The following is a 21,533-nucleotide window of genomic DNA, read 5'->3' as shown; positions in this document are numbered from 1 at the left end:
TCTTCTAAGGTATTTAAAGAGGAATTTCTACCACCTCATTCAGTTTTGGAATGTTTACTTTCCATTGCAACGAATCTTTAATTTTAACTCGTAAGGCATCTAACGCGGTAGGTTCTCCATGAATAAGAAATGTTTCTTCCGGAATATTTTTAATATCGCTCAGCCAGTCTAAAATTTCAGCTTGATCTGCGTGTGCAGAAAGACTTTCTATAAGATGTACTTGCGCATTTACGGGGTAATACTTGCCAAAAAATTTAAGTTCTTTTGCGCCTTCTAGCAATTGGCGACCTCTGGTTGCTTCAGCTTGATACCCTATAAGTAAAATTAGCGTAGTTGGATTATCTATAAGTTGTTGTAAATAAGTAAGTACTCTTCCGCCGGTTACCATTCCGCTTCCGGCAATTACTATTTTTGCGCGAGGATCGTCTATAGTTTCCCAAGTTTCTTTATAAGAAGTGATTATATTCATTCTATCTTTCATTTCTGAAAATTGGGATGGTGTTATTTTATGCCATTCGGAAAATTGTTCAAAAACCGAGAATACATTATTTCCCATTGGGCTATCAATAAAAATCGGGATGTTTGGAATTCTTCTTTCTTGGTATAATTTCCACAGTAAAAACATAATGGTTTGTAAACGTTCTACCGCAAAAGATGGAATAATAAAGGTACCTCTTGCTTGTACGGTTTGATTAATGAGTTCCACTAATTTTTCAGTTACACTTTCTTCCGGATGAAGCTTATTTCCGTAGGTGCTTTCTAAAAAAAGATAATCTGCCCATCTTGGCTTTTGGGGTGGATAAAGAAGCAAGTCTTTTTTACGTCCAATATCGCCTGAAAATACAAATGTTTTATTGAATAACTCCAGCTCAATAAACGTAGCGCCAATTATATGACCGTTATATCGAAATCGATATTTAATATCTTTTGTTAATGTATGCCACTCGTCAATTTGGGCAGCTTTAAATTTTCGGATAGTTTTTTCAGCATCTTTAATTGTAAAAAAAGCCAAAGCAGGCTCGTGTTTAGAATAGTTTTCTTTGTTGGCTTTTTCGGCTTCTTCCTCATTAATTTTTGCGCTATCTAATAAAATTATTTCAGTAATCGCTAAGGTTGGAGAAGTTCCTATAATTTTTCCATTGAAGCCTTGTTTTACTAATCGTGGCAAATAACCTGTATGATCTAAATGCCCGTGGGTTAGTAAAATGGTGTCGATCGCTGAAGTTTCAAAAGGGAAATCTTTCCAGTTTTGTTCTCGTAATTCTTTTATACCTTGAAACATTCCGCAGTCGATCATAAGGTTATAACCGGGAGTTTCTAAAATAAATTTTGATCCTGTTACAGTACCGGAAGCTCCTAAAAAATGAATTTTAATTTCAGCCATATTTTTATTTTTTGCAAAGTGTTTTTATTTCTAAAAGTATTCGTCTTTTTCTCATTTCTGAAATTCCCAAGTGATCTAAATAAAAATCATCTTGTTCTAATTGGCGAGCCAATACAATATCTCTGCTTAAAAGAAATTCTTTTTCGCGTTTAGTAAGTAAGGTTGATACCGTAATTGGGTAAAGCCCTAATCTATCGATACGATCTTTAAGGCTATTTTTTTTAGGATAATCCCAACTTAATAAATAGAGACCAACGCAATTTCCGTACGTAATTGCATCTTTTGTAAATCGGGTATTAGTAACTACCCAACCTTGATTAGGAAGTATATCTTTATGTTGTTTATTTTCAGTAATATCTTTAAATCTCGAATGTATATATAGTGGTACTTTTACATTACAAGTACTTGATTTATCGCTATGGAATTTACATTCAGCTACAATATATTGTTCGTTTTTTTTAGCCACAACATCAATTTCATGTGACACACATTTACCCTGCATAATCTTTCCTGTTTCCACTTTGTAGCCTGAATATTGTAATAAAGCTGCTATAAATTTTTCAAAAGGAAAACCCGTAGGACCTAATTCATAAATGGCCTTTTTTAGTTTATATTTTGAAGCATAGATGGTTTTCTCCTTTTTTAATAAGGCAAAAGCTCGATTGTAGATTTCTTTTGTAGAAATTCCTTGATATAGTTCGTCGTTCAGCTTATTAATAATTTCGTCGATTGTATTTTTATCGGCTCCACTCCTAGCTAAACTTTTGCGAAGTTTTGTTTGAGAAAACAAGACTTTTTCTCCGGAAGATTTTACTATTTGCAAGGTTTTAGGTTTCATAGTAAGTTTAATTGCGTAAATCGTGTAAAGTAAGCACCGGAATATTGGTGTTAAATCCTAATTTCTTCACCATGGATTTTGAGAAAATATTTTCAAAAAAACCGTGCTTTTTGTTGATAAAAGCAATCATTTCGCTATCTCTACTTTTTAAAAAATGGTGAAGTGCTTCTTGAATATCATCGTGATCTTCAGTATGAAAAGTAAAATTTAACCCATCAAAACATTCTTTCAACAGCTCTCTTTTTTCTTGCTGGTCTTTTGAAAGTTTTTCTTCTTTAGCCACATGAAAAATACGGATTGGCGCATTTGTAATTTTTGAAATCTCGTATAAATAATTTAGTTCTCTCCGTTTAAAATGAGTTTTAAAACTGGTAGGAAACACAATTTCATTAGGCTCTTTAAAAGCTACATTACCCGGAATCATGAATACGGGGCAATTGCGTATTTTTTCCATGAAATTTACGCTGTTACTTCCCATAATAGATTTCGCATCATCAGAAACGCCTTTATTGGAGATAACAACCATATCAATATCTTTATCTTCTATAAATTGTTTTACAGCTTCTAGCGGCGTGTTAAAAACCACTTTAGAAAAATAGCTATGATTTGCAGGAACTTCTAGCAATTCAATTTGTTGAAATAGCTTTTTAAAATTCTTTTCTGCTTTGCCTTTTGCTTCCTCATAATTTTTTTCACCAGGTTCTGGCACTGCCATACTTTCTATACGGTAATTATCTACTGTAAAAGCATGGAGCAAATAAAAATCTACTTCTTCGTTTTTGTATAATTCACTAGCATACTTTAAGGCATTCCAAGCATTTTTTGAAAAATCAGTTGGTAATAATAGTTTCTTTTTCATGAGAATTATATTTTTAGGTAACGAATTAAATTTAAACAAAAGAAAATCAATCAACTATGATATTTATCAGTTCTTTCTAGAAGACTTCATTATTAGAAAAGCAAATAGAAATCATTTTTAAACTTTCTAAATCACCATAATTTTATTAGATTAAATCTGAAAAAAATGAAAACAAGTTTTAGCGAAATAATCCAGTCAGATAAGCCGGTACTTATCGATTTTTACGCCGATTGGTGCGGACCGTGTAAAGCTATGGCTCCCATTCTTAAGCAAGTAAAAGATGAAATGGGCGACGCGATAAAAATTATTAAAATAAATGTAGATAAAAACCAAGCATTAGCAAGTCAATATCAAGTGCGTGGCGTGCCTACTTTTTTAATTTTTAAAAATGGAAAACAACTTTGGCGACAAAGTGGGATGTTGCAAGAAACACAACTAAAAGATATTCTTAATTCCTATAAATAACAATCGCCTCTCGAAAGAAGCGATTGTTATAAATTAGGTGTTTCTATATTTTAAAAGTCATAATAGGAAGCTGAACATGATTTACAAGCGCTTCTCCTAAATTTTCAGAAAAGAAATGTGCGAGTCCTTTTCTTCCGTGGGTAGGAATTACCAAAAGATCGGCATCAAATTTATTACAGAAATTATAAATACCACTTTCTAAAGAATAATCAGCATAATATACAATATCATCAAATAAATCGGTGTTTTCTATTCCTGTATTAAGCATAAATTTTAAAGCTCTTTCTTCCATTTCTTCTGTACTGATAAACTTTTCGGGAAGATTTACAAAAACCAATTGAAGTTTTATATTTAGCGCGTTAAAAAACTGATATGCTTTTTTAAAAGAAGGCAAATAGTCTAAGTTAAAATCACACGCAAAGACTACTTTATTCATATAAAAATCATTCATTTTATTTTTAATGACCAAAACCGGTACCGAAGAAGTTCTCACAACTTTTTCTGTGTTAGAACCTACAAAAACTTCTTTCATTCCGCTGGCGCCGTGGGACCCCATTACAATTAAATCTGCGTTACATTTTTTAGCAACCTCATCAATTTTATTAAATTCGGTGTGGTTTTGTACTGTGGTTTCAATAGAAACCCCTTCTAGATAGTCACGATCTAAAAAATCATTAAATCTTTTTTCGGCTAGCTTCATAAAGTAAATTCCTTTAGGAATATCTTCTGAATCTTCTTTAGTAAATACAGCTTCAGAAATTCCTAGCATATGAAGTGCCACGATTGAAGCATTCCACTTTTTTGCTAATATTGAAGCGGTTTTTAAAGCATATTCTGAATGATTAGAAAAATCTACAGGAACTAAAATTTTTTTCATCTTATTTGGTTTAAATTTTTGAATAATATCTCATTTTATGATTCAAAATTAAGCGTAGAAAGTCTCACAAACTATGATATATGTCACTTAACCAACTTTGTAAAAAATTATTCCGCTACTATTTTAAAGCTAATTATCCCCGCGTCAATTTCAGCTTCTACCAATTTACCGTTCTTATATTTGTAAAGACTGGTTTTTCCTTTGCTGTTGGTTTTTTCGTAAATATTTTTAGCTACTTTTTTTAGTTGATGAAATTCGCCATGTTCTTCCGCATAAACTTTTGTAATAGTTAAAGGTTCTTCAAACATTAAATTTACAGTGCTATAAGTTATTGGGCTATCGATTTTGTGTTGCGCTTCATCGTCTTCATAAAAAATATAACCTGTTTTGGTTTTTTCGGTATAGGCATTTGTTTTTTCACGATCATTAAGTAAAATCAAGGCAAATGCGTGCGCTAAAGAATTGTTTGTATAAACTACTTTATACGTGTAATCTACTTCAATTTTAGCAATAATACGAGTACTAATTTCGGTACGGTTGCTATAAATTATTTTATCTTCCAACACTTCTTTTTTGGCTACCAATTCGCCAATAATTTTCTCTCTATGTAAAATGTTGAAACGGTATTTTTCTTCTTGACCCAATAATGTGGAAATCGAACAAAAAGATAAAAAACTAAGAAGTAAAAATTTATTCATAGAAATAGTAAAATAGATATCGGTTTCAAAAATGAATATAAAAAATATTTCTATAGCTGATATTCGTCATTTTTTGAATTAGCTTTCTTCTTCAACTTTGCAGCTTTAGATAAGTAAAGATGCAACAAACTTGTTTTCATTGCGGTAACAATTGCGAAAAACATTCGGTTTTTTATGATGAAAAAAACTTTTGCTGTAATGGCTGTAAAACTGTTTATGAAATTTTTTCGACCAATAATTTATCCTGCTATTATGATTTACAGTCGGCTCCTGGAGCCATTCCAAAAGAGGTTGAAGGAAAATACGATTATCTCGATAATCCTGCTATTATTGAAAAATTAGTTGAGTTTGATGACGGAAAGTTACAAATTGTAAATCTTTATATTCCGCATATTCATTGCAGTTCGTGTATTTGGATTCTTGAAAACCTGCACAAACTTCAACCTGCAATAAAAAATGCGCAAGTTGATTTTCCGAAGAAAACCATTAGAATCACTTACAATCTTGAGCAATTTAATTTGAAGGAAATCGTAAAATTACTCAATTCTATTGGTTACGAACCTTACATTAGTCTAAACGCTTATAGCAAAGGGAAACAAAAAGTAGATCGAAGTTTAATTTATAAATTGGGCGTTGCCGGTTTTGCCTTCGGAAATGTGATGTTTCTCTCTTTTCCTGAATATTTTGAGGTTTCAGAATTTTGGTTAGAACAGTACAAACATCTTTTTCGTTGGTTAATGTTTGGCTTTTCTATTCCGGTTGTTTTTTATGCCGCGCAAGAATATTTCATTTCAGCTTACAAAGGTTTACGTGCTAAAATTTTAAATATAGATGTTCCTATTTCTTTAGGAATTCTCGTGCTTTTTGTGAGAAGTTTTATTGAAATTTTTATGGATTGGGGAAGCGGTTTTTTCGACAGCCTTACCGGTTTGGTTTTCTTTTTACTGCTCGGTAAATTCTTTCAGCAAAAAACCTATTCTTTTTTATCGTTTGAGCGTGATTATAAATCTTATTTCCCCATTGCGGTTACGCGATTAAATCTTCAGGAAAATAAAGAAGAAAATATACAAGTTTACGATATTCAAAAAGGCGATCGATTGCTCATTAGAAATAGCGAATTACTGCCGGTAGATTGTATTTTAATTAACGGAAAAGCAGAAATCGATTATAGTTTTGTTACCGGCGAAAGCGAAGCGGTTCATAAAAATTCGGGCGATAAACTTTTTGCTGGCGGTAAGCAACTTTCTGGCGCTATAGAAGTTGAGGCTTTAAAATCTGTCGAGCAAAGTTACCTTACGCAATTATGGAGTAACGATATTTTCAATAAAAATAAAGAAGAAACCTTTGTAAATTTAACCAATCGGATAAGTAAATATTTTACCTATGTGGTGTTAGCAATTGCGTTTGGCGCTACTACTTTTTGGCTTTTTATAGATTCATCCCTCGCTATAAATGTATTTACTGCCGTTTTAATTATCGCTTGTCCTTGCGCTTTGGCTTTATCTACACCGTTCGCCTTAGGAAATATGTTGCGTATTTTTGGTCGGCAAAAATTATATTTAAAAAATGCTACAATTATTGAAAAATTAGCGCAAGTTGACACCATAATTTTTGACAAAACCGGAACAATTACCACCAATAATCAGCGCGAGATTTATTACGAAGGAATTCACTTAAATAAAGCGGAAGAAGCCTTATTAAAAAACACACTTCGGTCTTCTAATCATCCGTTAAGTAGAGCTTTATACGATTTTTTAGCTGAACAAAATATTCAAACCTTAGACGATTTTGAAGAAGTCACTGGAAATGGAATTTACGCTACTAAAGCGGAAAATTCTATCCGATTAGGATCTGCAAAATTTGTAGGAAATACTGCGGAAACAAATACCCAAGACACCGTTGTTCACATTCAAGCAAATGACGCGTATAAAGGCAAATATATATTCCATAATCAATACAGAAATGGTGTGGAACGCCTTTTTGAAGAATTAGAAAAACGCTATCATATCATTATATTATCGGGTGATAATGAAGGCGAAAAAGAACGCCTTCAACAGTTATTACCAAAAAGTGCACAATTATTTTTTAACCAAAAACCAGAAGATAAACTCAATTATATTAAATCGCTTCAGAAAAAAGGACACAAAGTCGCCATGATTGGCGACGGGTTAAATGATGCTGGAGCTTTAGCGCAAAGTGATGTAGGAATTTCCATAGCAGAAAATGTAAATGTGTTTTCGCCAGCGTGCGATGCTATTTTAGAAGCTTCTAATTTTTCTAAAATCAGTAGTTTTTTTAAAGCTTCACAACAAACCATTAGCATCATAAAATCAAGCTTTGTATTATCATTTCTCTATAATGTAGTGGGTTTATATTTTGCTGTTACCGGTCAACTTTCACCAATTATCGCTGCGATTTTAATGCCTTTAAGCTCCATTTCGGTATTAGTGTTTGTTACTTTTTTAACTAATTATAGTGCTCGAAAATTATTTTCTTCAACTAAATCTCAGGATAATAAAAACTAATCTACTGATATAAAATTGATTATGGCTGTAAGTTTCTAAACCTGACCAATGTCATTTTTTAAGAAAGCCTTCACCTCTAATTTTGAATTATAATTATCAAGAATGAGTGCAATCTATATTTTATTAGGAATTAGTATCACAGTCGCAATCGTCTTTTTTATCGTATTTATTCTATCGGTAAAAAACGGTCAATACGACGATGTTTACACGCCTTCAGTACGCATTCTTTTTGATGATGAACTGGTGGAAGAATCACCAAAAGAAAAATCTAAATCACGAGTATTAACTAAACAGAAACAATCATAAAAATGGAAATGGATCAGTTTTATTACGACAATAAGATCGTAAAAAGATTCTTGTACGCTACAATTTTTTGGGGAATTGTAGGAATGTCAGTCGGACTTCTCATAGCATTTATGTTTTTATTCCCAAACCTAACCGATGGCATATCGTGGTTAAGTTTTGGTAGACTTCGACCTTTACACACCAACGCGGTAATTTTTGCCTTTGTCGGGAATGCAATTTTTGCTGGGGTTTATTATTCGTTACAACGCTTGTTAAAAGCTAGAATGTACAGCGATTTTTTAAGCAATGTAAACTTTTGGGGTTGGCAATTAATTATTGTTGCCGCTGCCATTACATTACCGTTAGGATATACTTCTTCTAAAGAATATGCAGAATTAGAATGGCCTATCGACATTGCTATTGCGGTAATTTGGGTAGTTTTTGGGTGGAATATGATCGCTACTATTTTTAAAAGAAGACAGCGTCATTTGTATGTAGCCATTTGGTTCTATCTAGCCACTTTTGTTACCGTAGCAGTATTGCATATTTTTAATAGTATTGAATTACCGGTAAGCGCTTTAAAAAGTTATTCGGTTTATGCTGGTGTTCAAGATGCATTAGTTCAGTGGTGGTATGGTCATAATGCAGTAGCGTTTTTCTTAACCACGCCATTTTTAGGATTAATGTACTATTTTGTTCCTAAAGCGGCTAATCGCCCGGTATATTCCTACCGATTATCCATTGTTCACTTCTGGTCATTAATTTTTATTTACATCTGGGCTGGACCTCACCATTTACTATATTCTTCTTTACCCGATTGGGCTCAGAATTTGGGAGTTGCTTTTTCCGTAATGCTTATCGCTCCTTCTTGGGGAGGTATGATTAATGGTCTATTAACACTAAGAGGAGCTTGGGATAAAGTTAGAACAGATCCAGTTTTAAAATTTATGGTAGTGGCCATTACCGGTTATGGAATGGCAACATTTGAAGGGCCAATGCTTTCGCTCAAAAATATTAATGCGATTGCACACTTTAGCGATTGGGTAATTGCACACGTTCACGTGGGAGCTTTAGCTTGGAATGGTTTCTTAACCTTCGGGATGGTCTATTGGTTGGTTCCGCGTTTGGTAAAAAGAGAATTATGGTCGGTTAAATTAGCCAATGTGCATTTTTGGATTGGTACTTTAGGAATCATTATGTATGCGCTTCCAATGTACGTAGCAGGTTTTGTACAGGCTTCGATGTGGAAACAATTTAACCCGGACGGAACACTTGTTTACGGTAACTTTTTAGAAACCTTGCAAGAAATCATTCCGATGTATTGGATGCGTGCCATTGGAGGAAGTTTATATATAGTCGGGGCATTTGTTATGCTATTCAACATTGTAAAAACCATTAAAGCAGGAAGCAAAGTAACCGATGAATTAGCTGAAGCAGCTCCACTTAAAGCAGTTACGAAAAGACGTGTTAGTGGCGAAGGCTATCATACTTGGCTAGAGCGTAGACCGGTTAAACTAACCATTTTTGCTACCATAGCTATTTTAATTGGAGGAGCGGTACAAATTATTCCGACCTTAATGGTAGATTCTAATATTCCTACAATTTCTAGCGTAAAACCTTATACACCTCTAGAATTAGAAGGTAGAGATATTTACATAAGAGAAAGTTGTGTCTCTTGCCATTCACAAATGATTCGTCCATTTAGAAGTGAAGTAGAACGCTATGGAGAATATTCTAAAGCAGGAGAATATGTATATGATCATCCATTTTTATGGGGAAGTAAACGTACCGGTCCCGATTTATTTAGAGTGGGTGGTAAATATTCAGACAACTGGCATTTCAACCATTTTTACGATCCGCAAACTACTTCTTCAGGTTCCATAATGCCAAGTTACAAATGGCTGATTAAAAATGAACATGATCGTTCTCAGACGGAAGATAAAATGCGTGTAATGGTAAAATTAGGTGTTCCTTATACCAAAGAAGAAATTGCTCGCGCTCAACAGTGGATGGACGAACAAGCAGCCGAAATTCAAAAAAGCCTTTACAGCGATCCGGATTTTGCTGAAACCTATGAAGCCGATAAAAAGTTTGCACAAGAAAACGGATTGGATTTTATAGAAATGAAAGATCGTGAAGTTATCGCGCTCATCGCTTACATACAGCGTTTAGGCACCGATATTAAAATCAAAGAAAATAACAATAAAGAAATAAGTTCAAAATAACTAAAGCCATGCTAAAATTTATAAAAGGAAATTTAGAAACCATCGATGGTGTAGAAGTCTACCCAATGATTTCTTTACTCATATTTTTCTTCTTCTTTGCAGGTTTAATTTGGTGGGTTTTTACAGCAAAGAAAGATTATATCAAAGAAGTAAGTAAACTTCCCTTAGAAACCGATAAAGATTCTGTATTATGAAAAGTCTAGCCTCCTACATTCGTGTATTTTTATTCCTTCTCATCGGATATTTATTAATTGAATATACCGTAGAAGTGCAAGAAGGTTCGGTTTTTACTACCTATCCGCTCGCGTGGTTAGTGTTAGGAGTGGCCGGTTTATTTGCGGTCGCTATAGAACTTTGTGTAGAAGCACTAAGATCAATTTTGTTTAGATCATTAAACGAAGAAGCAAAACAACGCTATTTAGCTGCTGAAAATGCCAGAAAGGAAAAGAGAAAAGCAAAGTTTAAAAAGCTCTATAATAAACTCGTTGATAGAAAACCAATCGAGCAAGAAGATGAAATTATCCTTGATCATAATTACGATGGTATAAAAGAATTAGACAATAAATTACCGCCTTGGTGGTTGTACGGTTTCTATGCCACCATAATTTTCGCAGGAGTTTATTTAGCACGATACCATATTTTTCAAGATAAAAATCAAATTGAAGAATACGAAGCTGAAGTAATTGAAGCAAAACTTGCTATTGAAGAATACAAAAAAACCGCCAAAAACCTAGTAGATGTAAATACGGTAGAATTATTGACCGAAGAAGCAGATCTCGCGGCCGGAAAAAAGATTTTTCAAGTCAATTGTGTAGCTTGTCACAAAGCCGATGGCGGCGGCGGAATTGGTCCAAACTTAACAGATAAATACTGGATTTTAGGAGGCGGAATAAAAAATGTCTTTAAAACTATTTCTGAAGGTGGTCGTTCTGGAAAAGGAATGGTTGCTTGGGAACAAACCTTAAAACCATTAGAACGCGCTCAAGTGGCAAGTTATGTATTATCACTTCAAGGGACCACTCCCGATGATCCTAAAGAGGCGCAAGGCGACCTTTGGGAAGAAGAAGGTGATGCGCCAAAAGCTGAGGAGGTTGAACGATCAGAAAACAACACTTCAGTAGATACGCTAAATGTAACCGATAATATCTAAAATAAACCACCTGAAAAACATGACTAAACTAATTTCATATCAACCAGAATAAGTTTATCAAGGTTTTTTAGGTGGTTTAAAAAATTATAAAAGTGGAAACGCCAAACAACGAAAAATTTAGAGATTCAATCGGAACGGTTAATCAAGAAGGAAAACGCTCTTGGGTTTTTCCTAAAAAACCGGTAGGGAAATTTTATAAATATAGAACTTGGGTAAGTTATATATTGTTATTGTTTCTTTTTTCGGCACCGTTTATCAAAATTAACGGAAATCAATTTTTACTATTCAACGTGTTAGAACGTAGGTTCAATATTTTTGGTTTCCCTTTTTGGCCTCAAGATTTTCACTTGTTTGTAATTTCGATGATCATTGGGGTGGTTTTCGTAATTCTATTCACCGTCGCCTTTGGTCGTATTTTTTGTGGATGGATTTGTCCACAAACCATTTTCATGGAAATGGTTTTTAGAAGAATTGAATATTGGATAGAAGGAGATCGCGGGAAACAAATCCGCTTGGCAAAGCAAGCTTGGAATGCTGAAAAAATTAGAAAACGCGTTTTAAAATGGATCCTCTTTTTTATCATCAGTTTTTTAATTGCCAATATTTTTCTGGCTTATTTAATTGGCAGCGATCAATTGATTAGATATATCACTGAAGGTCCATTTTCGCATACCAGTACGTTAATCTCGTTACTGATTTTTACGGCGGTTTTTTATTTCATTTTTGCGTGGTTTAGAGAACAAGTTTGTGTTATCGCCTGCCCTTACGGAAGATTACAAGGCGTTTTACTCGATAAAAAATCGATAGTTGTTGCGTATGATTATAAACGCGGAGAAAAGAAAAAAGGGAGAGCGAAGTTCAAGAAAAATGAAGATCGCGCTGCTAGCGGAAAAGGAGATTGCATCGATTGTTCGCAATGTGTACAAGTTTGCCCTACCGGAATCGATATTAGAAACGGAACGCAACTAGAGTGTGTTAATTGTACTGCTTGTATAGACGCCTGCGATGCGATGATGGAAAATGTAGATCTACCAAAAGGACTCATTCGTTACGCAAGTGAAGAAAATATAGCTGAAAAGAAAAAATTCACCTTCAACGCCCGTTTAAAAGGATATACTGCGGTTCTACTCATTCTAATTGGTGTGCTAACGGGTATGCTCTTTTTACGCAACGATGTAGAAGCAACTGTTCTTCGTTTGCCTGGTCAACTTTACGAAAAAAAGGAAAACAATATTATTAGAAATGTGTACACTTTTAAATTGGTAAATAAAACTACAGAATCGATACAAGATGTTCACTTTAAACTCATTTCGCATGCAGGAAAAATAGAATCGGTTCGTCACGAAAATTTTGAAGTTCCAAAACAAGGCTTGTCAGAAGGAACTTTATTTATCGACATTAATCAAGCCGCTTTAGAAACCGATAAAGAACGCTTAAAAATTGGCGTCTATAGTGGAGAAAAATTAATTGAAACCACTAAAGCAGCATTTTTAGGACCGCGAAGCTTTAGATAATTTTTTATAAAAAGTAAACTACCTCGAGGCAAGCCAACGAGGAATTCGTAAGAAACAAATTTTCAATTTCAAGGCAAGCCTCGGGATATTATACACTCTGGCGGCGCCAATTAAATAAATAATAATGAAAAAATTAAACTGGGGTTACGGTATCGTTATAGCAATTGTATGTTTTATAAGTTTTATCATGTTTTTTGTGATAAAAATGAGTACCGATAAGAAATATGATCACGATTTAGTGACAGAAGAATATTACAAACAAGAATTAGCCTATCAATCAGAAATTGATGCGCGACAGAATTCTGCTGAATTAACAGATAATATTGAAGTGAAAAATACAGCTGCGGGAATTATAATTCATTTTCCCGCTGAAAAGAAAGATATTAACGGAAAAGTTTTCTTTTATCGACCTTCCAATAAAAAATTAGATATTGAACTACCCATTCATTTATCTAAAAATGAAATGCTAATTCCTACTGAAAAATTAGTAGAAGGAAAATATGAGCTTTCCATTAATTGGGAATCTGACGGTACAACTTATTTGTACAAAAAAGATTTACAAATTAGAAATTAAAAAGATTATCTATTATTTAAAGTGATGGATGCTTTTCGTCATTCTGGACTTGATCCAGAATCACATCTAATTCATTAAAAAACTAAGCAATGAGACCCTGAAATAAATTCAGGGTGACAATAAAAAGGAATATGCTTTATTCAGCTTTCATATTAGGTTTATTAGGAAGTTTTCATTGCGTAGGGATGTGCGGTCCTATCGCATTTATGCTCCCTTTAGATCGAAAAAGCAAGTTGAAAAAAACTTTCCAGTTAAGCTTATATCATTTTGGTAGATTGTTTACTTATAGTTTTATTGGACTTTTATTTGGGTTGATTGGAAAGAGTTTATTTCTATTTGGCATTCAACAAAAAATTTCAATCATTATTGGGCTGGTAATGATTTTAGTCATTATTGTGCCGCACAAAACTTTTAGTAAATATAATTTTTCAAAGCCCGTTTTTAAGATCATCACGAAAGTAAAATCTGCTTTAGGAAAAGAACTTCAGAAAAAAACTCCCGATACTTTTTTTACCATCGGTTTTTTAAATGGTTTTTTACCTTGCGGCTTACTCTATATGGCAATTTTTGGTTCTTTTGCGTTTGAAAGCGTAGCGATGAGTTTGCTTTACATGGTATTGTTTGGTTTAGGAACCATTCCGTTAATGACCGTGATTGTAATTGCCGGAAATACCATAAACGGATCTTGGCGACAAAAAATTCAAAAAGCGATTCCCGTTGTTGTAGTGTTAATTGGAATGTTATTTATTCTTCGCGGTTTAGGGTTGGGAATTCCGTATGTTTCTCCAAAAACTATTCGCACCACCGAAAAAATTTCTTCACAAATCGAGTGTCATAGCGCGAATCTTTCTCTACCGCGTAAATAAATTTTAAAGTATGCGAAATATCATATTTTAAAACCTTCAGCCTCGCTAGCTTTGCAGCTGAAAATAAACTCAAAATAGTATGCTACCATTTATTTCAGCTGAAGAAGCAGTAAAAAAAGTAAACACAGGAAATCGTATATTTTTTCAAGGCGCGGCAATGACCCCAAAAACAATAATCAATGCCTTGTGCGAACGTTATGAAGAACTTGATAATATTGAAATCGTGCAAATGCATACAGAAGGTGATGCGCTATATGCAAAAGCTCCTTACGATAAATGTTTTCATGTAAATAGTTGTTTTGTAGGTGGAAATGTAAGAAAAGCTATTAATTCTGAACATGGCGATTATATTCCTATTTTTTTGAGTGAAATGCATTTGCTTTTTAAGCGTGGTATTTTACCGTTAGATGTCGCTTTTATTCAAGTATCGCCTCCCGATAAACACGGGTATTGCTCGTTAGGAACCTCTATTGATGTAACGTTAACTGCCATTCATTACGCTAAAAAAGTAATTGCGCAAGTAAACCCTCAAGTTCCTAGAACGCATGGCGATGGAATAATTCATATGAGTAAAATTGATGCAGCTGTTGAAGTAAACGAACCTATTCATGAAGTATTCCCGGTTGAACCTTCTGAAGTAGAAAAACAAATTGGTTACCACGTAGCACAATTGGTAGAAGATGGTGCAACCTTACAAATGGGAATCGGGGGAATTCCAAATGTGGTCTTAAACAATTTACACAATCATAAAAATCTGGGAATTCACACCGAAATGTTTTCTGACGGAGTATTACCGCTAATTGAAAAAGGAATCATTACCGGAGAAAACAAAGTCGTAAAAAACGGAAAAATCGTTACTTGTTTTGCCATCGGCTCGCCTAAACTCTATGAATTTTTAGACGACAACCCGTTGGTGCATTTTAAAGAAGCGGCTTATACCAACGATACGGCTATTATCAGAAGAAATCCTAAAGTTACGGCTATTAACAGTGCGATAGAAATTGATTTAACCGGACAGGTTTGTGCAGATACGATTGGGAAAATGCAATATTCCGGCGTAGGTGGACAAATGGATTTTATTCGCGGAGCTTCCCTTTCTGAAGGTGGTAAAGCTATTATTGCGATGCCTTCCGTAACTGCTAAAGGAATTACAAAAATAGTCCCTTACCTAAAACATGGCGCAGGCGTTACTACTACTAGAGCTCACGTGCACTACATTGCTACAGAAAACGGCGTAGTAAACCTTTACGGAAAAAGTTTAAAACAGCGTGCACAAGCTTTAATCTCTATTGCACATCCCGATTATCAAGAAGCTTTAGAAAAAGCGATGTTCGAACGTTTTAAGTAAAATAAAATTTAATTTCAACTTAAAAGAAATATCGAAGCTTTCATTTTGGAGACATTTCGATATGAATTTTCTTTAAAATTTACTCAATGACCAAAAAAATGTTCCTAAAAAATTTATATTGATTTGGAGTTAACCTTATTAAACAAAAAAGTCCCTAGCTTATAAACTAGGGACTTTTTTAGTTCAGTTTCTGTCATTCTGAACTTGTTTCAGAATCTCATTTGAGTAAGTTGTAACGCTCCGCTCTAATGTTAACCTGAACCAAATTCAGGTTAATAGAAATTAATAAAATTAGCTTACCTTTTTCTGTCTAGAATACGAATTAAAAAACAAGAAAAAGATTAACACCCCTAAGTATAAAGTTAAATTTCCAATCAATAGAAAAGATGCTAGATTAACTTAGATCTGAATTCAATTCACTTTATTTCACCTGAAAAATTCATTAAAAATAAGTATGATTCTTCTTACGAATTTTCTATAAATTCTAAACCTATGAGGTTATTGAAAAATCAGAATATAAATCTTAAATGTTTCTGAGAATTTAATTTCTTACAAAAATTAAATTTTCTTTCCTAACAACAGCGTATTTGTTCCTTTTACATGACTTATTTTTTCAAAGGAAATTAATTGGTTTGTTTGTTGCTGAAGTGTTTCAATCTCTTTTTGATGGTTTTCTCCAATGCCGGCATTAAATATTACCGTGGCTTCGGGTTGAAGTAGATTCGCCAAATTTTGCCAAAATTCGATTTTAAAAAATTGTTCAGGAACTTTTACATCAATAAATAAATCAACAATCACCGTTTCATATTTCGTATGGTTTTGCTGAACAAATTTTTCAGCATCTTTACCAATCACTTCCAAAGGTTCATATTGCTGAATGTTGAATTCTTTTTTCGCAATTTCAATAATTTTAGAATCTAATTCTACCGCGGTAATTTTTCCATAGAAATTATATTTTTTCCGAAGCAATTGTAAAATACTTCCGCCCCCTAAACCTAACACGAGTGTATGTCCGCCACGGTCAGCATTGGTTTTTTGCAAGGCCACATCCAAAATTTGGTGTAAAGCTCCATAAGAATAATTGGCGTTTTTGGTGTCTAGAATTTTCTTTCCGTTGAGCCAGGTAACTTCCAACTCTCCACTAAATTCAGAGCTTACTTTTTTGGTTAAAGGCCAGAGGTAACTGAAAGCTTTTTTCAAGATTAAAATTTTAGATGACAAAGGTACGTTTCTATTTTGTTTGAGCTTTGATCCAGGTAGTAATATCTTCTAAAACTTGAGGGTCGATAGTTTGTTCTATTTCTCTATATTCTTGAACGCCCCCGGTTTCAGCTTTTTGAAATAAATGATTGAGGTTGGGATAAGACTTAATGGTTACTTCTTCGCCTGCTAATTCTACACTTTTTTGTATCGCCGCTAAGTTTTCTTCCGCAGGAACTTGACTGTCTTTTTCACCATTAATAGCTAAGATTTCACAATTTACTTTTTCAAGATAAGCGGAAGGGTTAAAACGGATGAACGTTTTTAACCATTCCGAATTATGTTGTTCGTTAATTTGCTGTAATTGTTGTGATGAAACCATTTCTCCCCAATGTTTTTGGAAGACTTCCAGGGTTTTTTTACTCGTTTCTTCTTGGGTTAAGGTGGTATCTAAAATAACATCGTAAACTTCTTGAAAAACCTGTTGTCGTTGTTGTGTTGCTAAGCTATTAATGCCTTGAAGTTCTTCTTGTTTTTGACGTTGAAGGTTGAGAAGTTGGTCACCTTTAATGCCTGGGGCGGCCATTAAAACAATAAAATCCAGTTGAGTTTTCTGCGCCAAAATGGGAGCAATAAAACCACCTTCGCTATGACCAATGGCACCGATTTTTTGTTTGTTGATTTCTTTTCGGTTTTTTAAATATTCAACCGCAGCTTGCGCATCATCTACAAAATCATAAGTCGTAGCCTCGGTAAAATCTCCTTCTGAAGCTGCCGTGCCACGATCGTCGTAACGTAAAACAGCAATTCCGTTGCGGGTAAGGTGATCTGCTAATACTTTAAAAGGTTGATGGTTAAATAATTCTTCATTTCGATTTTGAGGTCCGCTACCCGAAATTAAAATCACCGCGGTGAATTTTCCTTTTCCTCTAGGAATGGTTAGCGTTCCTGCTAAGTTGATATTTGCTTTTGGATTGTAAAAATTTACTTCTTCTTCTAAATAGGGATAAGGAGCTTTGGGAGTTTGAGGTCGATTAGGTTTTGCTTCTGAAATTTCTTTTTCTTCGATAGTTGTTTTTTCAAGATTTAATGGAATGCTAAAACCACGTTGATTAAAAGTTCCTTCTAAATGAGTTTCATCCACCAAAGTTGCTTCGTAAGTAAGTTGAGCCGCTTTTTGAGTAAGTGTTAATGTTTGATTTTCAAATTTTACTTCATCTATCGGAATCCCAAACGCATTTTGATTGGGGCTATCCATTGTGGCTTTGTAATTATCCTCAACTTTTTCAATATGAAAAATAGTAGGCAGCGTTGTCCCTTGAAACTCCAGATTTCCTTTCCAGTTTCCTTCAATATTTTGAGAGAATCCTGAATTCAATATAAATAAAAGTAGCAGTGGTAATAACTTTTCCATAATTAGTAGTAAATTAAATAAATGATATATTTTGAAATCACTTCAGCAAAGAGCACAGCGAGGATAAATAAAATAATAGCTAAAGCACCTTTTGCATTGGTCGCCACTTGATAACCTTTGTAAAGTAAATAGAGGTAATAAATAAGTAGTATAAGGGAAATGAAAGCGAAGATTAAAATCACGATTAAATCTGTACCTTCTATAGCAAGCAATTCGGGCTTTTCAGTAGCGAAATTTAAAAGCCGTTGAGATAAACTTCCCATATATCCATTAATATTCGCAAAGCTGATGAGGTAATATGGGAATCTTGCGATGAGTGAAGCATTGAAAATATCAATCAATCTCGTTTTCTTATTGACTATTTTCCCGCAGATGAACAGGAGTAAAGAAAGTGAAATAACATTGATTGAATTATCCAAAAATGGATAGTACCATTCTAGGTTTTCTACAAAATGAACATCTAAAATTCCATCAAATCTAGCTTGAAACAAATAAGCGATAAGCGAACCTAAAACTGTCCCTAAAATTCCTACTAGTAGTAATTTCTTTTCTGAATAATTTTCAAAAGGTTGAAATAAAATCTTTTTCATCTTAGTTTATTTTGAATTGAGTTGCTCAATAATGTCGTCCAGTTTGTTTCTCACCGTAGGGTAACTTTTACCAAGTTGGGTGGCCATTTTTTTTAGACTACCTCCGGTAAGCACAAATTCAAGGATAAATTCTTGATCTTCTAGTGGAAGTTGCATTAAGGCCGGAAGCGCATAATTCCCCGAAATTTTAGTTTCACAATTTGCACATGAAAGTTCACTTACCGCTAAGGTGTTTTGACAACTGGGACATTTTATAGGAAGTTGAGCCATTTTTAAATTAATTGGATTAAATTTTAAATAAAGTTAAAATAAAAATTAATAAAATTAAAGTTAATATAGATTTATTTAATTTTTATTGTTCGATTTTTATCGATTTAGTTTTTTCAATTCGAAAGTGTCATGCTGAACTTGATTAACTCCGTTGAATCTTCGATTTCAGCATCTCATTCTGCTTAGGATGAGACCCTGAATCAAGTTCAGGGTGACGACATCACAAATTAGGACACTTAGAGGATATATAAATTAATTCATAGGTTTTTTTAAACCTGACCAATGTCATTTTTTAAACCTCTCTTTACCAATACTTTTATAGTATAATTTTAAAACCTACGAAGATGTCAGTTTATCAAAAGTATTACGGAGAATTTAAAGAAATGTATTTTGGAAATGCCGCTATTGGTATTATCGCATCGAGCTGTTTAGGCGCTATTGCTGCCATGTTTATTTTAATGACCGGTCACGGTGTTTGGCAAATGGTTCAACTTTTTGCAGTAGTGATGATTTGTATGGGGTTTAATACAGCGGTACTTTCTAATTTGCCGGCAAAGCAAGTTTTTAATTCGCTAATCGCAAGTATATCATTAAATTTATTATTTATTTTGTACCACGGTATATTGTTATTATAACTTTATGAAAGAAATAGAAAATAGAAACGATGTGCAATTACTCGTGCATCGGTTTTACGATAAAGTAAGAGCCAATCCTGAGATTGGCTCTTTTTTTAACGAAACCATTACAGATTGGGATCATCACTTAGAGAAGCTGACCGATTTCTGGGAAAGTAATTTATTTTACGCCGGCAAGTATCGTGGTCGTCCCGGGAGAGCTCATATTATGGTTGATTATAATTTTAATCATCAAATTGAAGCGAAACATTTTGGGGTGTGGATAAACCTTTGGATAAATACTATTGATGAATATTATGAAGGAGAACTAGCCGAACGCGCAAAGTTTAACGCTAGAAATATGGCTACTAATTTTCATATGAAAATTTTTATGGCGAGACCAAAATAAAAAAACACGTCATTTTACGACGTGTTTTTTCTACTCAAAAATAATTAACTTACTCTAAAACTTTACACGGTCATCGAAAAGAGACGCGTTTCAGGTTTATTTTCTTGTAACCGCAAATCAAATGCCATACATATATTACGCACAAAAGGTCTTCCCTTTTCAGTAATTTCCAGTTTGTTTTCTTTCCTTTTTAGAAGTCCATCGTTTTCCATCTCAGTTAAGCGATCTAAAATTTGTGGTAATTCCGGAAGTTCAGCTAAGGAATTCCACTCGGTTTTCAGATGACACATTAAATTTAGAATGTGCTGTCTAATTATTAAGTCTTCTTCAGTTAAGATATGACCTTTAAAAACCGGTAAGATTTCTTGGTTTACTAAATCTTGATATTCTTCTACTCCTTTCACATTTTGTGCGAAACCATACCAACTATCACTAATAGAAGAAACGCCTAGACCAACCATAAGCTGTGTTTTAGAAGCGGTATAGCCCATAAAATTTCGATGTAATTTATTTTCTTTTAACGACTTCGCTAATTCATCGCTAGGTAACGCAAAATGATCCATCCCAATTTCCAGATAACCAATTTCTTCTAATAACTTTTTACCCAATTCGTATTGTTTTCGCTTTACTTCTGCCGAAGGTAAATCACGCTCGCTGTAACCGCGTTGTCCGTTCCCTTTAATCCAAGGCACGTGTGCGTAACTGTAAAAAGCAATACGGTCGGGCATTAATTCTTTGGTTTTCAAAATAGTTTGTTCAACCGCTTCTATGGTTTGAAAAGGCAAACCGAAAATAATATCATGCCCAACCGATGTAAATCCGATTTCTCGAGCTTCTTCGGTAGCAGTTTTTACTTTTTCAAAAGGCTGAATTCTATGAATGGCCTTTTGCACTTCTTCATCATAATCTTGAACACCATAACTTACTCTTGTAAAACCAACTTCATACAATGCTTCTAAATGGGCTTTGGTAGTATTGTTGGGGTGACCTTCAAAACTAAACTCGTGATTTTCGACTAGTTCAACTTTTCTTAAAAGTTCTTTGATTAAAAATTTCAGATTTTCCGCCGAAAAAAAAGTAGGTGTTCCGCCACCCAGATGAATTTCTTTTACGCGAGGTTTTTGAGGAAAAATATCCAAATATAATTGCCATTCTTTTAAAAGCGCTTTAAGATAGGGCAATTCTACTTCATGTCGTTGAGTAATTCTTTTATTGCATCCGCAAAACGTACACATACTTTCGCAAAACGGTAAATGTATATATAGGCTAATTCCTTCAGCCATATTACTTTCTTCAAAAGACTTTATAACCGATTTTTTCCAGCTTTTTAAAGAAAATGTAGTATTATCCCAGTAAGGCACAGTAGGGTAACTTGTGTATCTGGGTCCAGGAATATTGTATTTTTGAATAAGAGATTGGCTCATAATA

The 21,533-nt window shown here is 33.9% G+C and carries 22 protein-coding genes; 12 read left to right on the top strand and 10 right to left on the bottom strand.

The genetic code is table 11. From position 1 onward, the window contains the following. Positions 1 to 13 precede the first annotated feature (13 nt). Genes ACFFGL_RS02425 through ACFFGL_RS02415 form a run of 3 tightly spaced genes read right to left on the bottom strand, consistent with a single transcriptional unit; the run spans position 14 to position 3,081 of the window. Positions 14 to 1,384, bottom strand: a complete 1,371-nt coding sequence (locus tag ACFFGL_RS02425; protein WP_309729046.1) for an MBL fold metallo-hydrolase — start codon at positions 1,382 to 1,384, stop codon at positions 14 to 16. A gap of 4 nt (positions 1,385 to 1,388) precedes the next feature. Then, positions 1,389 to 2,222: an ATP cone domain-containing protein gene (locus ACFFGL_RS02420; protein WP_309729048.1), complete on the bottom strand. Its 834-nt coding sequence runs from the start codon at positions 2,220 to 2,222 to the stop codon at positions 1,389 to 1,391. A gap of 7 nt (positions 2,223 to 2,229) precedes the next feature. Beyond that, the gene (locus ACFFGL_RS02415) at positions 2,230 to 3,081 is read right to left on the bottom strand and encodes a universal stress protein (RefSeq protein ID WP_309729050.1); all 852 of its coding nucleotides are present in this window, start codon (positions 3,079 to 3,081) and stop codon (positions 2,230 to 2,232) included. Between the two features lie 144 nt (positions 3,082 to 3,225). On the opposite strand from ACFFGL_RS02415, the gene trxA reads away from it, so the two are divergent. Then, complete coding sequence (trxA, locus tag ACFFGL_RS02410) at positions 3,226 to 3,546, top strand: thioredoxin (RefSeq protein ID WP_374708758.1); 321 nt, start codon at positions 3,226 to 3,228, stop codon at positions 3,544 to 3,546. Between the two features lie 43 nt (positions 3,547 to 3,589). Here the strand turns inward: trxA and ACFFGL_RS02405 are convergent, their stop codons facing one another. Together ACFFGL_RS02405 and ACFFGL_RS02400 are read right to left on the bottom strand one after the other, a co-directional pair. After that, positions 3,590 to 4,423 carry a universal stress protein gene (locus ACFFGL_RS02405; protein ID WP_309729054.1) on the bottom strand — a complete coding sequence of 278 codons (834 nt, stop codon included), beginning with the start codon at positions 4,421 to 4,423 and terminating at the stop codon, positions 3,590 to 3,592. A 107-nt stretch (positions 4,424 to 4,530) separates the two neighbouring features. Next, positions 4,531 to 5,121: a DUF6134 family protein gene (locus ACFFGL_RS02400; protein ID WP_309729056.1), complete on the bottom strand. Its 591-nt coding sequence runs from the start codon at positions 5,119 to 5,121 to the stop codon at positions 4,531 to 4,533. A 119-nt stretch (positions 5,122 to 5,240) separates the two neighbouring features. Here ACFFGL_RS02400 and ACFFGL_RS02395 point away from each other — a divergent pair, with 119 nt between their 5' ends. The 9 genes from ACFFGL_RS02395 (at position 5,241) to ACFFGL_RS02355 (ending at position 15,608) form a co-directional block, all read left to right on the top strand. Continuing rightward, the gene (locus ACFFGL_RS02395; RefSeq protein WP_309729057.1) at positions 5,241 to 7,646 is read left to right on the top strand and encodes a heavy metal translocating P-type ATPase; all 2,406 of its coding nucleotides are present in this window, start codon (positions 5,241 to 5,243) and stop codon (positions 7,644 to 7,646) included. Positions 7,647 to 7,748: 102 nt separating this feature from the next. Next, positions 7,749 to 7,952, top strand: a complete 204-nt coding sequence (gene ccoS, locus ACFFGL_RS02390) for a cbb3-type cytochrome oxidase assembly protein CcoS (protein ID WP_309729059.1) — start codon at positions 7,749 to 7,751, stop codon at positions 7,950 to 7,952. 2 nt (positions 7,953 to 7,954) lie between these two features. Further along, complete coding sequence (ccoN, locus tag ACFFGL_RS02385; RefSeq protein ID WP_309729061.1) at positions 7,955 to 10,156, top strand: cytochrome-c oxidase, cbb3-type subunit I; 2,202 nt, start codon at positions 7,955 to 7,957, stop codon at positions 10,154 to 10,156. An 8-nt stretch (positions 10,157 to 10,164) separates the two neighbouring features. Then, positions 10,165 to 10,350 (top strand): CcoQ/FixQ family Cbb3-type cytochrome c oxidase assembly chaperone, encoded by a 186-nt coding sequence (locus ACFFGL_RS02380; protein ID WP_121666919.1) that lies wholly within the window; start codon positions 10,165 to 10,167, stop codon positions 10,348 to 10,350. Next, a complete protein-coding gene (locus tag ACFFGL_RS02375; protein ID WP_309729064.1) occupies positions 10,347 to 11,306 on the top strand; it encodes a cbb3-type cytochrome c oxidase N-terminal domain-containing protein in 960 nt (319 codons plus the stop codon). The genes ACFFGL_RS02380 and ACFFGL_RS02375 overlap by 4 nt, the downstream gene beginning before the upstream one ends. 92 nt (positions 11,307 to 11,398) lie before the next feature. After that, on the top strand, positions 11,399 to 12,820 hold the full coding sequence (gene ccoG, locus ACFFGL_RS02370) for a cytochrome c oxidase accessory protein CcoG (RefSeq protein ID WP_309729066.1): 1,422 nt from the start codon (positions 11,399 to 11,401) through the stop codon (positions 12,818 to 12,820). A 124-nt stretch (positions 12,821 to 12,944) separates the two neighbouring features. Beyond that, on the top strand, positions 12,945 to 13,394 hold the full coding sequence (locus ACFFGL_RS02365; protein WP_309729068.1) for a FixH family protein: 450 nt from the start codon (positions 12,945 to 12,947) through the stop codon (positions 13,392 to 13,394). Between the two features lie 131 nt (positions 13,395 to 13,525). Continuing rightward, a complete protein-coding gene (locus ACFFGL_RS02360) occupies positions 13,526 to 14,260 on the top strand; it encodes a sulfite exporter TauE/SafE family protein (RefSeq protein WP_309729070.1) in 735 nt (244 codons plus the stop codon). Positions 14,261 to 14,339: 79 nt separating this feature from the next. Continuing rightward, positions 14,340 to 15,608 carry an acetyl-CoA hydrolase/transferase family protein gene (locus tag ACFFGL_RS02355; RefSeq protein ID WP_309729072.1) on the top strand — a complete coding sequence of 423 codons (1,269 nt, stop codon included), beginning with the start codon at positions 14,340 to 14,342 and terminating at the stop codon, positions 15,606 to 15,608. Positions 15,609 to 16,166: 558 nt separating this feature from the next. Here ACFFGL_RS02355 and ACFFGL_RS02350 read toward each other — a convergent pair. From ACFFGL_RS02350 to ACFFGL_RS02335, 4 genes are read right to left on the bottom strand one after another with little or no spacing between them, the layout of a single operon-like run. Continuing rightward, a complete protein-coding gene (locus tag ACFFGL_RS02350) occupies positions 16,167 to 16,808 on the bottom strand; it encodes a spermidine synthase (protein ID WP_309729075.1) in 642 nt (213 codons plus the stop codon). A 31-nt stretch (positions 16,809 to 16,839) separates the two neighbouring features. After that, positions 16,840 to 18,222 (bottom strand): alpha/beta hydrolase family protein, encoded by a 1,383-nt coding sequence (locus ACFFGL_RS02345; RefSeq protein ID WP_309729077.1) that lies wholly within the window; start codon positions 18,220 to 18,222, stop codon positions 16,840 to 16,842. A gap of 2 nt (positions 18,223 to 18,224) precedes the next feature. Continuing rightward, a complete protein-coding gene (locus tag ACFFGL_RS02340) occupies positions 18,225 to 18,812 on the bottom strand; it encodes a hypothetical protein (RefSeq protein ID WP_309729079.1) in 588 nt (195 codons plus the stop codon). 6 nt (positions 18,813 to 18,818) lie between these two features. Beyond that, positions 18,819 to 19,082 carry a DUF2089 family protein gene (locus ACFFGL_RS02335; RefSeq protein ID WP_309729081.1) on the bottom strand — a complete coding sequence of 88 codons (264 nt, stop codon included), beginning with the start codon at positions 19,080 to 19,082 and terminating at the stop codon, positions 18,819 to 18,821. A gap of 344 nt (positions 19,083 to 19,426) precedes the next feature. Here ACFFGL_RS02335 and ACFFGL_RS02330 point away from each other — a divergent pair, with 344 nt between their 5' ends. After that, complete coding sequence (locus tag ACFFGL_RS02330) at positions 19,427 to 19,717, top strand: hypothetical protein (protein WP_309729082.1); 291 nt, start codon at positions 19,427 to 19,429, stop codon at positions 19,715 to 19,717. 4 nt (positions 19,718 to 19,721) lie between these two features. Next, entirely contained in the window at positions 19,722 to 20,105 is a 384-nt protein-coding gene (locus ACFFGL_RS02325) for a group III truncated hemoglobin (protein ID WP_309729083.1), read from the top strand. Positions 20,106 to 20,167: 62 nt separating this feature from the next. Here the strand turns inward: ACFFGL_RS02325 and hemN are convergent, their stop codons facing one another. Then, positions 20,168 to 21,529, bottom strand: coding sequence for an oxygen-independent coproporphyrinogen III oxidase (gene hemN / locus ACFFGL_RS02320; RefSeq protein ID WP_309729084.1), 1,362 nt, complete (start codon positions 21,527 to 21,529; stop codon positions 20,168 to 20,170). Positions 21,530 to 21,533: the final 4 nt, after the last annotated feature.

Origin of the sequence: Mesonia maritima, assembly GCF_042433895.1 — a bacterium.
GTDB lineage: Bacteria > Bacteroidota > Bacteroidia > Flavobacteriales > Flavobacteriaceae > Mesonia > Mesonia maritima.
The sequence above is the reverse complement of the archived record's forward strand: the minus strand, read 5'-3'. Positions and strand labels throughout refer to the sequence as shown.